This is a genomic window from Bacteroidota bacterium, assembly GCA_039111535.1.
GTDB lineage: Bacteria > Bacteroidota > Rhodothermia > Rhodothermales > JAHQVL01 > JBCCIM01.
Genome location: JBCCIM010000166.1, coordinates 1 through 14,321 on the forward strand (window position 1 = coordinate 1; position 14,321 = coordinate 14,321).

The window sequence follows — 14,321 nt, forward strand, 5'->3', positions numbered from 1 at the left end:
GTACAAAAAAGAGATCCAGAGGGCTCTAGATACTACTGACTATGGCAAGAACGTATTCGTCATGATTAAGTACAGAGACAATAACGAAGATTTAAGAGAGTTTATATTGGATACGCTTGCTTCCCATGGTTTCAAGGGTGTGTTGGCAGACCGGCCTGAATGGAAGCTTACTGGAGACAGTGTTGTAAATCCCTTGGCAGTTCTTTATTGTTGTAAATATGGAATCGCTTTTTTTGATGAGCCTGAAGATAATCAGTTTTATAACCCGAATGTAGCATATGAGCTTGGAATCATGCATTATCAGAACAAAGAATGTATGATCTTCATAAGAGAGGAAATTAAGCAACAAAAGCCGTTTGACATCCTCTCGAAACTGCATCAGGAGTACAAAGACAATTTAGAAGTCAAAAAGCATATCAAAAAATGGGTTGCATCCATAAAAGCTGAGGAATATCGACTGGAGAAAGAGAAGCGTAGGCAAAAAGAAAAAGGAAACCGTAAGGTTGTTGTGGCACTGATTAAGAAGAAAAATGGCCAATTCCTCTTGACGAGAAGAAGAATTCCAGAAGGTAAGTTTGTTTGGGGATTCCCTGCGAAAACCATGATGGATAGCACAAGTGTGAAGAAGTATTTTCCTCCGGCTTGTGTCTCGGAAACTGGCATTACTCCAATTGTTCGGAAAAGGATAGGTAGCCGCTTTCATCCCAATACGAAAAGACAGGTTGAGTACTGGCTTTGCGACTATGAAAAAGGTCGTATTAACATTCTGGATCCAGATGAGTTGTCTGAGCTGCGTTGGGTGTCCGGGAAAAAGGCACAGAAGTTGATTACATCAGATTTGTTCGAACCATTAAAAGGTATATTAAATGGACGAGACAATTGAAATAGGCGAAGAAATAAGGGTTGCTATGGGGATAGTCGTTAAGAGTTCTGAAATCCTCTTGGTAAAAAGGTCACACAGGGAAGCTGATTTGCTTTGGCAATTTCCAGGGGGGAAAATAAAAACCTTGGAAAGCCCTGAAAATGCAGCTGTTAGAGAGGTTTATGAAGAGACTGGAGTCAGGTGTACTGCACGGAAAATGATCGGCTTCCGTAAGCCCCACCCTTCAACTGGTGCTAGTGTTTACTATGTAGTGTGTGATTATGTCTCTGGGCACACAATTATCAAAGATACTTCTGAAATCGAGCGAGTAAAATGGGTTAGGACTCGTGATTTATCAGCATACATGCCACACAAACTATTCCCTGGTGTTTTGAAATATCTTACCACTTAAGTTTTACTGATCTGTCAATGCATGACAGGTTAGCTCGCAAGTTCATTTGATAAATTGGCTACCCTAAAGGGTGGCTTTTGTGTTTTATAGGGTTTTTGTTGGTCTATATTACTCCTTTATAATAAATTGGATAACCTTGTTTTAATAAATTCTACCCTAGCGTACCATTTCCAGTAATGGCCGATATATTCATTTCATACAAACGGGAAGATCGAAAAACAACAAAAGCGTTGGCCGATGCGCTAGAGAAACGCCGGTTTTCTACGTGGTGGGATACGCGGTTGGCTACCGGCGAAAGTTACGACGATGTCATTGAAACAGCACTGGATAGTGCGCAGTGTGTAATTGTGCTGTGGTCGCAGGCCGCTGTCAAAAGTAGATGGGTAAGAACCGAGGCTGGCGAAGGGCTTGAGCGTGAAATCCTGGTTCTCGTGTTCATCGAAGATGTAAAACCCCCGCTGGCTTTTCGCCGCATCCACACGGCTAGCCTTGTTGGATGGGAGTATGCGCTTGAAGGGCCGCTAATAGATGCATTGGTGCGAGATGTAAAGCGAATTGTAGCTACTTCAGGTGTGGCTCAGAAGCGTAAAGTATGATCATCAGAAAAAAAGAAGGTTGAGCTAGCCCCTACGATCACCAACAGCATCGAGATGGAATTTGTGCTGATTCAACCGGGTACCTTTATGATGGGATCGGATGACTATAAAGATGAGCAACCCGTTCATCAAGTGACAATTTCAAAACCATTCTATATGGGACAGAATCCTGTAACACAGGAAGAATGGAACGCTTTGATGGAGAGTAATCCGTCAAGATTCAAAGGGAATCGGCTGCCCGTAGAACAGGTCTGTTGGCATGATGCCATTGATTTTATCCAGAAACTAAATGAACGCAAGCGGTGTAGCGGTTGTCATCGGTTGCCTACGGAAGCGGAATGGGAGTACGCAACTCGTGCAGGAACAACGACCGCACACAGTTTTGGAGATGATTCAGCTGATTTGGGTAATGATACATGGTACTGGAAGAATGTGGCCCGTACGACATAGCCAGTAGGTGGGAGGAGGCCAAATCCTTGGGAGCTTTATGATATACACGGCAACGTAGGTGAGTGGGTGCAAGATTGGTATGGCAGTTATGATAATGAGGCGCAAAAGGACCCGGAAGGCCCTTTGATGGGTTCAAGTAGAGTCTTTCGAGGTGGGAATTGGTACCAGAACGCTAGTTACGCCCGCTCGGCTTACCGCAGTTACTGGCTCCAGATTACCGCTTTCGCCCCCTCTACGTCGGTTTTCGTGTATTGAGGACTATCTCTTAGCGCTTTTACCCTTTGCCGAAAAGCCGGTAGGTTGTATTGTGTTGCAGTGATTGTTTTGGAGGGGCAATTCTGTAGGCGAACAGTCAGCCGAGGCGAAGCCGGAAGGATGTGAGGGGATGCGAACCGCCCGTAGGGCGGGCGTGTTATTGTGGACTGGATCCCAAATCAAGTTTGGGATGACGTGTGGGCGGGGCGGCTCAGGAGCGGCTTGATTAGCCCCCCGAAACAATACCCTTACAAAAAAGCACGCCCATGAAAAACTGCCTTTACAAAAAACTACCCTCTTGAGAGGGTCGATCATGAGTTCGTCATGATCGGGGTGTGTCTGCGCAGAAGCCAGGCAATGGCATGACGCAATGCACGCCAATGATGGGCCGTTTTATCAACAGATTGGCATTCAATGCACCGTGAACCTGGCACGCTTCAAGGTTTTTTCTTTTTAGTTGGGTTTTTTGTGCAGGATTTATGTAGCTTTTTTTTGTATCGTTCTGTCTTTTCTGAGAACAAATTGGCTTATAAGCAATTTGTATCCTTAGCGATTCTATTCTAACACCCTGTCGATCTCGAAAACGCGGTTTATCGCTAAAACACCACAGGTTAACGGAGTACACGTAGAGCAATGGAGCTTCCACGTCTCACAGTGCTAAATGAGCGGTTTGCTATTCGAAAAGTCCTGGGCGACCTGGGCCCGTTCGAAGCAACCTACTTGGCATGGGATCTTGAGAATGAAGAACAGGTCATTGTGCGCGAATATCTACCGGTTGGTATGGCCAAGCGGGATGAGAAAGGCGTAGGCTTGTTACCCAAATCTCCTGACTTTGAGGAGCAGTATCAGTACGGCCTCGAGAAAATTGTAAAAGAGGCTGCGTTGTGCGTCAGGATTGACCATCCCAACGTCGTTAAGGAACGTGAGTACTTCCGCGAAAACGGTACCGTTTACAGAATTCTGGACTATCACGCCGGCGCTTCGTTAGCGTATGTGCTTGAGCAGCAAGGCGGCAAAGTATCCCCGCGCACTGCTGTCACGATTCTCATGCCGCTCATGGATGGGGTCAAAGCCGGCCATGCACAAGGCCTCGTACATGGTGCAATCTCCCCTGATAAAATTTACCTGACCAAGTCTGGTCGGCCGATGTTGCTGTCGTTCAAAACGACGCATCTCCTGCTCGCGCAGAAAACGCAAAACCTCGTTTCTTTCCAGCAACCTGGTTTTTCACCGCCCGAGCAATACACGCCGCGTGGCAAACATGGCCCCTGGTCTGATGTCTACGGATGTGGCGCTGCCCTCTACACAATGTTATCCGGTGGCCAACTGCCTGATATCCCGTCTCGCTTGAGAGAAGACCAGGTGCCGGCGCTTATCGACCAGTCGTTTGACCTTTCTTTGGGTACGCGCAATGCATTGAAAGCGGCGCTCGATATGAACATCACGCGCCGCCCGCAATCCATCGAAGCATTTCGCGCGATGCTTGTGGATGGGTTTGATCTTCCAGGGGCGCATGTCCCCCCGCCCGAAGCACCTGCGCAGAAAGAAGCTTTCCATCCGCGTGCAAATGTAGCAGCACCGCCCGCGCAGCCAGTACCTGAAGCACCAGTCCATTTTGGCGCAGATCCTGTTGAGGATCCAATTGGCGTCCCGGTAGCACGACAACCTCTCCCTATTGAGCAATTACAACTCGATCCCGAAAGTTCGGGAGACAGTGGGGGGATAGCTGCAGAGTTCATCAAAGACCCGCTTGCTGATCGACAAGGCATTTTTGAAGATCCTGGTAGCAATAGCCTTGATTTCGACACGGGCAATGGGAGCCAGTTTGAAGCTACATTTTCCGGATTTACACCTGTAGCCGTCCCATCGACGCAGTTACAGGATAGCAGTCCGGCTGTTTACGATCGGGTTACACCTGCGGTGCAAGAGGAAGAATGGGAGAAAGAGCCGGCGTATGCCGCGCCGCGGCGTCGAACAAGCAGTGGCAGTGGAGGCCGGCGCATAATATTCTTCCTGCTTTTTGGTTCTAGTTGCATGCTTGCGTTCCTGTTGTATACCCGCATGCAAAACGCTGAACCGAACACACTTAGTAATTCCGGTTACTCAACCGCGTTGCTTAAAGGCGATTCCCTTTACACGCTAGGTGAAACTGAATTTGCTGCTGATAATTGGGACAATGCGCGCTCCCTCTTCGAACGCGCCCGCGAAAACTACAGTCTCGCACTCACCCTGGGTGATGGCGACAAAGCTACCCTGCGGCAGCGTATTGATGATGTAGATGGATATCTTGACGAGCCCATCACGGTTGCGTTGGATGCCCGCGAATCACTGGCCTTTATATCGCGCGGTGATTCTGTTATGAATGCTGCGGATGCGTTGAACGTTGTAGGTGACTCTGTTGAGGCGCGGCTCTTATATCGCCAGGCACGCGAAGAGTACCTGAAAGTGATTGATGTGCGCCCGGATGATTCCCTTGCTAATGCCCGTTTGCGTGAAGCTACGCAGCGGATGGTGGCCCCTGTGCGGGTTGCCCCAGCCCCAGCACCAACGTATCAGGTGAATGCTGAGCAAGAGCGTGCCCAGCGGCTATACCTCAAGTTTAAAATGGAAGGCGACTCAGCGTATGATATCAACAGTCTGGTGAACGCCAAAGCCAAATTCGAGGAAGCGCTGATTTATAAACCAGGTGATGAGTATGCCTTGAGTCGCATCTCCATAATTAACCAGCGCGTTAGACAAGGACAGCGTGAATCGCAATACAAGGACCACATGAGTTCGGGCTTCCGGTTGAAGGATCTGGGACGGCTCGAGGAAGCAAAGGCAGCTTTCCTGGAAGCACTGAAATTCAATGAGACCAGCCAGGTGGCGCAGAATGCTATCTTCGAAGTTGATACACTGATCGACCAGATTCAGAAGAAAGAAGAGGCCTACCTGAGCCACAAGACCCGCGGCGAGGTGCTACTCGAAAAAGAAGACTATGCCGGCGCGCTGGATAGTTTTACCTCTGCCTTGATTGCCAAGCCCGACGATGTATACGCATCGCAAAAGGTCAAAGAAATCAACGAAACGCTCAGCGCCCTTGCGAAAGACGAAAACCAGTTGCCTGAAGGCATGGTAGACGACAATGGCATCTACAATTACACGGAAGATGCCCCTGTGTTGGTTGGCGGTCGGGAAGTGTTGCAATCGCGCTTGCGATATCCGCCGAAAGCGGTTGAAGCCGGCATCGAAGGCCGTGTTTCAGTACGCATGATTGTCGACGAAACAGGGCGCATGATCAACCCCCAGATCCTCAAAGGGCTTCGGCACGACATGGATGCTGAAGTGATGCGCGTTATTCGCGGTGCCCGCTTTGAACCCGGTCGGGTAGGCGGATTGCCCGTCAAGTCATGGTACACGCTCTTCTTCGAGTTCAAACTCGATAACGAATAAGCAGCCTCCAGTCAGGTTACTGCCGGGGCTTTAGCCGCCTCGGTGTTGGCCGTTTCGTCATTTTTCCATCCCCACCAGATGCTTCGCACTGCAATAGCCATGAGCAGGGGAATATAGGCTGTGTGCATTTCTTGTGGCCAGAAAAACCACCCCAGAATTGTAATAAACAGCACGATTGCTGTAACCCGCATGTAAGGTTTGAGCCATGTGGGAGACTTTGCCAGTGACCAGAGCGCAACCAGATGTGTAGGCCATGCCCAGAGCAGATTCCAGTTGTAATTGGTCACTTCGTGGATAGCCACCAGCCATAGGAACAGGGCCAGCAGGCCGGCAAAGCCGCTAAACCCGTACAGGAATCGATCAAACCACTTGCGCGCCCAGATTGCCCGAGGAGACGTTCCGTTTGATACCCACAAGGCCATGATGAAAATTAACCACATGACCACGTACAGGGTCGGCGGCTTATCTGTTGTGATTGTCTTTTCATTGCGGTAAAGGTCAACCGTATTGCTGACGAAAGGCACCGTTTTGCCATCGATTACAACCGTGGCGCCATCAAACGCTTCCATCAGGTTGATAGGCAGAAACATCTCTTCCCGGCTGGTAGCAATTGCGTCTGTAGGGATGGCCAGTGCCATGTCGATGCCGGCATCCAGGAACGGGCGCGATTGGATGTATGGATCAAGCAAGTGCCTGAAACTCTGCCGCGGACCTGCAGCTTCACTGAACGACAGATTGTCGCCGAGGATATGTTCAAACACATCACGGATACGGGTAGAGCAGTTATCAAACAGAAAGTCGTACTGGTATACCCTGTTTTCTTTTCTGGCATTTACCTGCAGGAAGTCAAAGGCGGCCTGTTTTTGGTCCTGGTCCAGCGCAATGAATTGTTCGATGATCGACCGGCCGTCATTCTGATATCGCTGCAATTCCCTCCGGATGTCGCTTGCCCACAGCATATAATCCAGCCTCCCATAGATAAATTTGGGTAAGAACTTATAGTCAAACTGGAAGGTGCCGTAATTGTAGAGGAGATCGAAACCGTGGTAGGGATCCCGTACCCTGAGTGCACTATGTCCAAATAGATTATGCGCCTGGTTGCCCGGGTATATGGTAATCAGCGAAATGTAGGCGCCATCAGACAATGAGATAGATGGCTGTGCCATTGCAGGGCGCTGTGTCATACCCCAAAAAATGAGCAGCCAACAAATCGTAAAGATGGTGCGTCGGGCAAGGTTGGACATAAAGGTGCAAATATTTTGACAATAGGGTGGAATTCTAAGAACCAAATTCGAATTAGGTTTCAACGGGATTTATTAACTTCACAGCGCATCATTAAAATCTACTTCATTTACAGGAAAAAGCGTGTCAACAATCCGAGAAGAGTTGGCTTTTGTCCTGTTGGTATCATTGATGTATTTCTAACACAAGCATACGGGCAGAAGCATTGACCAGAAGTGAACGCGCCGCCTATACCCTGGCGGCGTTGCGCAAAGCCATACCAAGGCCAGAAACGGAGCTGAACTACAGATCAGAATATGAACTCATTATTGCGGTTGTGTTATCAGCGCAATGTACCGACGAACGTGTCAACAAAGTGACGCCGGCACTTTTCGAGGCGTTTCCCACAGTCGCATCTCTTGCTACTGCTACACCTGAGGAGATTTATCCGTATATCAAATCCATTTCTTACCCGAACAACAAAGCCAAGCATCTGGCAGGGCTGGGGCGGATGGTAATGGAAGATTTTGACGGCAAAATTCCTTCGACGCTGAAAGAACTTGTCAAGTTACCTGGGGTAGGACGGAAAACTGCGCAAGTTGTGGCGTCCGTTGCCTTTGATGTGGATGCTTTACCCGTTGATACCCATGTGTTCAGGGTAGCTAACCGGATTGGGTTAGCCAAAGATGCAGATACACCGCTCAAGGTTGAAAGGCAACTAAAGCGCGTGCTCAACCAGGAAGACTGGTCGGAGGCACATCACCTGGTTATTTTGCACGGGCGGTATACCTGCATTGCACGTGCACCGAAGTGTGACGCGTGTCCGGTTACGGCAGCCTGCGTATACTACGCGCGTTTGCAGAAACTACCCGCGCCGCTGGAAGGACTTGATGCAAAACGGGGCAAGTACTACTGCAAAACCAGCAACTTTTATTTCGACGAACCTGCATACAAGACAGACCGCCACAAGGTGGAGCAGATTGCCTGCCCCCGTACTGGCTCGATGAACGTATTTGAAACGAAAACCGGGAAGACTGCCAGGAAAGTCCCGGATTTCAGAATCAACTAAAAACAACTTATGGATTCCAGTAAAAAGCACCTGTTGCTCATTTTGGACGGTTATGGTATTGCAGAAGATGAAGCCGTAAGCGCAATTGACCACGCCCGTAAACCTTTCTTAGATTCGCTGTTTGCAAAGTATCCTCACGGCACGCTTGAGGCATCGGGGCTGGCTGTAGGGTTGCCGGCTGGCCAGATGGGCAACTCGGAAGTTGGGCATATGAATTTAGGCGCCGGCCGCGTGGTGTACCAGGATATTACCCGCATCGACAAGTCCATTGCAGATGGCGACTTCTTTGAAGTAAAAACATTGGTACAGGCTGCGCAACACGCAAAAGCCAATGGCAGCAAATTACACCTCTTAGGTTGTTTTTCAGATGGAGGCGTGCATGCTTCCTTGACGCACATCTTTGGACTGTTGCGTCTCGCGAAGCAGCAGGGGCTTGAGGCCGGTCAGGTTTGTGTCCACGCGTTTACAGATGGACGAGACACAGATCCGCAGGGCGGCATTGAATATATCCGCGCGTTCCAGCAGGAAGCTGAAGAGATAGGCGTAGGGCACATTGCAAGCATTTGTGGCAGATACTACGCAATGGACCGCGACAAGCGCTGGGAGCGCACAAAACTGGCTTATGATCTTCTCACGGGCACAGATGCCGGCCTTACCTTTGATGATCCTGTAGCCGCAATCCAGGCCAGCTACGACGAAGATGTCACGGATGAATTTGTGATGCCCCGGAAAATCAACTACAAAGCCGTCACAGACCGCTCAAAGACCGGTGCGTTGATTGAGTCAGGGGATGCGATCATTTTCTTCAATTTCAGAGCAGACCGCGGCCGGCAACTGTCGTACGCATTTACAACACCTGGCTTTGATGGATTTGAACGCGCACCACTCAAAGATCTGTTTTATGTCACACTGACGCCGTATGCATCAGACCTGGATGTGCACATTGCCTTTCCGAAGGTAAACCTCAAACAAACGCTCGGCGAAGCCATTGAGGACCTTGGCGGGACGCAGTTGCGAGCTGCTGAGACCGAAAAATACCCCCACGTCACGTTTTTCTTCAGCGGTGGTAGAGAAGCACCCTTCAACGGAGAAGACCGGGTGCTGGAGCCCTCGCCGAAAGTGGCGACGTATGACCTCCAGCCAGAGATGAGCGCGCCGGCGTTGGCGCAGAAGGTAGCTGATGCACTGGCTGAAAAAGACTACAACTTTGCCGTGCTCAATTTTGCCAATCCGGATATGGTTGGGCATACCGGGGTTTTCGAAGCTGCTGTCAAAGCCATTGAAACCGTGGATACCTGTGCCAAACTGGTGGTAGAAACTGCGCTGGCGAACGGGTACTCCATCAACATCATTGCTGACCACGGCAATGCAGACAAACTGAGAAACGACGACGGTTCACCTCACACCGCCCATACAACGGCGTTGGTGCCTCACATCGTAATAAAAGAAGGGTTTGCCGGCCCCGTCAAAGACGGAAAACTGGGAGACATCGCCCCCACAATTCTCTCGATACTCGGACAACCAATCCCCGAACAGATGACCGGCGACATCCTGGTTTGAAAATAGGTTGAAGGTTAAAAATTGAAGGTTAAAAGTGACGAACCTTAAACCTTCAACTCCTTTACTGGATGGTAATCTTGGTTGGCAGGAGGGCCTGTACTTCGCCGTTCATCTCTATGATGGTGCGGAGATTTTCGGATTCCTGTACGAGGATTTGCTCAATTGGGGAAGCGGTCAGGTTTAGCCAAATTTTTTGTGAGCGTACGGCCAGCGCTTCGTTGAATTGCTCCAGCATCGTTTTGGGGCGCGGGAGCCGGCGTATATCGTAGCTGCCTGGCGCGAGTTCAGCCTGCTCAGCTGCCACATCAATGGCGGTTTCGAGACCACCCAGCATATCAACCAGGCCATTATTCTTGGCGTCGACGCCAGTCCAGACGCGGCCTTGGGCCATAGCATCCACTTCTTCGACTGTTAGGCCACGGTTTTCTGCGACGAGCTCCAGGAATGAAGCATAGGTGTCATCAACAGACCGCTCCAGCAGGTGTAGCTCTTCCGGGGTAAGTGGCCGGGTACCTGAGTACATGTCGGCATAAGGGCCGGTACGTACAACGTCGAAGGTGACGCCAATTTTGTTTTCGTACATGCTGCTTAAATCCAGCGACATCCCAAATACGCCAATCGAGCCGGTAATTGTAAGTGGATCTGCAACAATCATGTCGCCACCCATAGCCATCCAGTAGCCACCGGAAGCTGCATAGGTGCCCATCGAAATAATAACGGGCTTGGTTTCAGCAGCGCGTTCTATTTCTCGGTACATGGCGTCAGAAGCGGAAGCAGAACCTCCGGGCGAATCGATACGCACAACGATGGCTTTCACTTTGTCGCTTTCAACAGCGGTACGGATGGCCTCGTTGAACGTAGCTGATCCGAGGATATCTCCACCAAATAACGGGTTGGTGCTGTAGCCGCTTTTGCCTGGCATAATGGTGCCCACGGCATATACAACAGCAATGTCTTCCTCACCGCCGCCTTCCAGGCCGGCTTCTTTGTCCGGCACGCGTACATACGACTTCATGCTTACGGTACGCAAGTCGTCGTCGGCCTCGATTTCCAATTTCGACTTAATTGCTGACTCCACTTCGTCGTAGAACATGAGGTCATCAATGAGGCCGGCGCGGTACGCATCTGTTGCCAGCAAGATGGCGTCGGCTTCCATCGTTTCAAGTACAGCCTCTTCTTGTAGGCTTCTGCTCTCCGCAATGGCGCTGAGGAATACGTCGTACTGATCGTCTAGCAACGCCCCCAACTGCTCCCTGTTTTCGTCAGAAAGATTAGAGCGGATGTAGGGTTCGATGGCACTTTTATATTTGCCGGCGCGAATAGGCTGGGCTTTGATGTCCAGCTTATCAAACGCGTTTTTGTAAAACTCGGCAGCCAGATAGAATCCATTGAATTCGAAAGGAGCCTGTGTAGACGCATAAATTTCTTCAGCCGTTGTTGCCAGGAAATATGCTTTTTCACTGACCGCGTGGTCTTCGCTGGAAGCTACAATGAATTTGTCGCTTGAGTCTCTGAACGTTTCTAGTGCCCCTCGCATTTCCTGAAGCGTGGCCCAGCTGCCCGATAAACCCCGCATTTGCAGCCAAACACCGTCAATGCGTGGATCAACAGCAGCTTTAGCCAGCGCATTTTTGAACTGGGCGAGATCATAGGTCGGGCCGCTTGCAAAAGAAGACGCAAAAGGATCGTCAGACGAAATCTCCGGGAGGGCACCCGACAAAGGGATTGTTAACACCGAGCCGGCGCGAACCCGTGGTGCCTGATCGGAGCTTGCAGCAATTGCAAACAAAAACATGAAACCAAGAAAAAACATGACGCCAAAAGCAATGAGGGCGCCGAGGGTGGTGGCAATGAGCGTGGAAAGAAAACGCATGTAAGCGGATGTTAGGTTCAAATGATGTAATGGTGGATACCAGCAGCTTATCTGCCCAATAAAGCGGCTAATAGGCCTTTTTCGTGGTATCCGGTGCGTACAAACCAGTTAAGCAATTTATATATAACCGTATACACGCAGATTACCCGCATGGTTGCGTAAAGCAGGAGGTTAGTCGCATGTGTTTGTAGCCATTACTGGACATGCATAGTCACGGATATAGGTTACTCAACATAATTAAAATCGGCCAAAATACCCCAAAATGGCTTGATTGGCCGATTTAGTGGACTTGGCACGTCGTTGTATAGGAGTTAGGGAAAGCATGCGCGGCTGAGAAATAAGCTGACTCATGAATAGTATGAGGAAAATGAAATGACTACCATGTTACAAACGACCCTAAAAGCCATACCGGTCCTGCTGTTAATGCTGGGCCTCATGGTTGAATCGTCCACCGTAAACGCGCAATCGCGCAGTCGTACGAGTGGACGCGCAGAAAAATCGGAAAGTTCAGAGAAGCGTGCACCTGCTGCTTCAAAAAGAACAACGCCGAAAAAAACAACCGCGCCAAAGAAGACCACACCGCAGCGCGCTACACCTAAAAGCAGCTCGAGCCGGCAGCGCTCAACGCAGTCGACCCGTTCATCAGGCCGTAGCTCCTCTGGTAACAGCACGAGTTCCAGCACGAGCCGGCAGCGTTCTAGCCAGGCTACCCGTAGCACTGGCAACAGTGGAAGTACACGAACACGTTCGGGGAGCACAAGCCAGCAGGCTAATCGCTCTTCAGGCAGTAGCCGCAGTTCAGGTGCTACCCGTAGCCGTTCAGGCAACAGCAGCAATGATCAGCAGGCTTCTCGTTCGCGTGCAAACAGTGGCAGCAGCCGCAGTTCAGGTGCTACCCGTAGCCGTTCAGGCAACAGCAGCAATGATCAGCAGGCTACCCGCTCGCGTGCCGGCGATAGCAACCGTAGTTCGAGTGCCAGCCGCAGCCGTTCGGGCAGTGGTACGAGCAGTCGGCAGCAGGGGGCAAGCCGTTCCAGCAGTGGCAACCGCTCCGCATCTTCTGGCAGGAGCAGCGACGCCCGCAACCGTGCTACAACAGATGTGCGCAGGGAATCACTGGGCCGTCGTTCAGACAACAACCGCAATGCATCGGGCCGCGGGACTGTACGGGTAGATAACAGCCGTACCTCTACGCGCAGAGATGCAACGCGTGTACTGCCGGCGAGAAACTATGGCTGGCGTGATACCCGCAAGCACAACGTGTATAAAAACAACAAGCACTGGCGCTATAAAAGCAACCGTGTATACGTGAATCCGGTGTACCATCATCGTCCGAATATACAGGTGAACGTTGTATGGCCGTGGCAGAACCGTTACCGTCGCCAGTGGCGCCCAACGTATCGATACTGCCAGGTCGTGTATGTTGAAACTGGATATCGTGGCAATTATCACAAAGCCAAAGTTGATATCCGTACCAACTACCACCACGAGGTTCGGTATGCTGACCATCGGAAAGCTATTGTTGACATCTACATCGACGAAATCGAAGTATTTGAAGATGGCTACTTCCTCGGCAAAGTGCGCCGTTTCCCGAAAGATCTGGAGCACATCCAGGCAACCATCTACAGAAATGGTGAAGTGGTATACGACCGGGATGTGTTTATCGTAGGTGATCCTCGTGCAGGATTTGAAATGATCGCAACGCAGTCTTACGACGGCTATGTGCAGGACTACTACGACCGCTCACACGGTATGGATGTTGGCCGGCTGAATTTCAGACGCAAACGTGTCGATTCCCGCCGCTATAGCAAACTGTTTGATCCATACGATTACAACAGATATGCGCCAATCTCTGTACTGCCTGATGACCAGCAGTTGCTAGATTACGGATACGACGCGATCAGCTACCATCATTATGATGACAACAATGATCCGTACTATGGCGGCTCGTATGACGATGACTACTATGACTACGACAACTATGGTAACCATTCGGTCTACAACGCGCCACGCGGCACCACATACGGTGCACAGCACAACGTGTATGGCAAAAATCAGCTGGTTGCTGATGGGTTTGTAACTCAGGCGCAGCCACTGACACTAAACAAAACCAACGCGTACAAAACTAACCGCGGCGTTTCCGTGAAAATCCAACGCGAAGCAACACTAGAGCGGATCCACTAGTGATTCCTCCTGAAGTGCAAACAAAGAACCCCTGCCAGCTATGCCGGCAGGGGTTTCTTTTTTTGTTGAAGTTTTTCTTGTTTGGACCTGTTGATGGAGGACTGGCGAACTGCATTCCTCGTCGTCATTGTGAGCCCCCGTGGGGGTAGCACGTGCTTTTGAATATTGAACACAGAACCAGGGGTGTTCAGAAAAAATAGTAGCTGTCAAAGTTCAGTTCGTTATTAGCAATTTAGTGTGCTGGACGTCCACCAAATGCGCGGCGGTGTGCGAGGGACTTTTATCGAAGCGTTTTCCTGAATAAAATTCAGGAGGCCTTGAGCGTATGGCGATAAAAGTGCGTTTTTATTTGGTGGTGCCCTTTTCTTTGGTTCGTTTCTTTTGGGCGAGCAAAAGAAATGAACGTA

General features: G+C 50.2%; 9 protein-coding genes and 1 pseudogene. 8 read left to right on the forward strand and 2 right to left on the reverse strand.

The window, feature by feature from the left end; genetic code table 11:
- From AAF564_20460 to AAF564_20480, 5 genes and pseudogenes are all read left to right on the forward strand, one after another.
- A partial coding sequence (locus AAF564_20460; protein ID MEM8487936.1) for an NUDIX domain-containing protein occupies positions 1-883 on the forward strand: 883 nt, incomplete at its 5' end.
- Positions 867-1,274, forward strand: coding sequence for an NUDIX hydrolase (locus AAF564_20465; GenBank protein ID MEM8487937.1), 408 nt, complete (start codon positions 867-869; stop codon positions 1,272-1,274). The genes AAF564_20460 and AAF564_20465, both read left to right, overlap by 17 nt.
- Before the next feature lie 176 nt (positions 1,275-1,450).
- The gene (locus tag AAF564_20470; protein MEM8487938.1) at positions 1,451-1,870 is read left to right on the forward strand and encodes a toll/interleukin-1 receptor domain-containing protein; all 420 of its coding nucleotides are present in this window, start codon (positions 1,451-1,453) and stop codon (positions 1,868-1,870) included.
- A 54-nt stretch (positions 1,871-1,924) separates the two neighbouring features.
- A pseudogene (locus AAF564_20475) lies at positions 1,925-2,575 on the forward strand (formylglycine-generating enzyme family protein).
- Positions 2,576-3,208: 633 nt separating this feature from the next.
- Positions 3,209-6,007 (forward strand): TonB family protein, encoded by a 2,799-nt coding sequence (locus AAF564_20480; protein MEM8487939.1) that lies wholly within the window; start codon positions 3,209-3,211, stop codon positions 6,005-6,007.
- 11 nt (positions 6,008-6,018) lie between these two features.
- Here the strand turns inward: AAF564_20480 and AAF564_20485 are convergent, their stop codons facing one another.
- Complete coding sequence (locus AAF564_20485) at positions 6,019-7,251, reverse strand: DUF4105 domain-containing protein (protein MEM8487940.1); 1,233 nt, start codon at positions 7,249-7,251, stop codon at positions 6,019-6,021.
- Between the two features lie 203 nt (positions 7,252-7,454).
- Here AAF564_20485 and nth point away from each other — a divergent pair, with 203 nt between their 5' ends.
- A complete protein-coding gene (gene nth, locus AAF564_20490) occupies positions 7,455-8,297 on the forward strand; it encodes an endonuclease III (protein MEM8487941.1) in 843 nt (280 codons plus the stop codon).
- A gap of 9 nt (positions 8,298-8,306) precedes the next feature.
- The gene (gpmI, locus tag AAF564_20495; GenBank protein MEM8487942.1) at positions 8,307-9,857 is read left to right on the forward strand and encodes a 2,3-bisphosphoglycerate-independent phosphoglycerate mutase; all 1,551 of its coding nucleotides are present in this window, start codon (positions 8,307-8,309) and stop codon (positions 9,855-9,857) included.
- 61 nt (positions 9,858-9,918) lie between these two features.
- On the opposite strand, the gene sppA is transcribed toward gpmI, so the two are convergent.
- Positions 9,919-11,730, reverse strand: coding sequence for a signal peptide peptidase SppA (gene sppA / locus AAF564_20500; protein ID MEM8487943.1), 1,812 nt, complete (start codon positions 11,728-11,730; stop codon positions 9,919-9,921).
- Between the two features lie 381 nt (positions 11,731-12,111).
- On the opposite strand from sppA, the gene AAF564_20505 reads away from it, so the two are divergent.
- Positions 12,112-13,914, forward strand: a complete 1,803-nt coding sequence (locus AAF564_20505; protein MEM8487944.1) for a hypothetical protein — start codon at positions 12,112-12,114, stop codon at positions 13,912-13,914.
- The last annotated feature ends 407 nt before the right edge of the window (positions 13,915-14,321 follow it).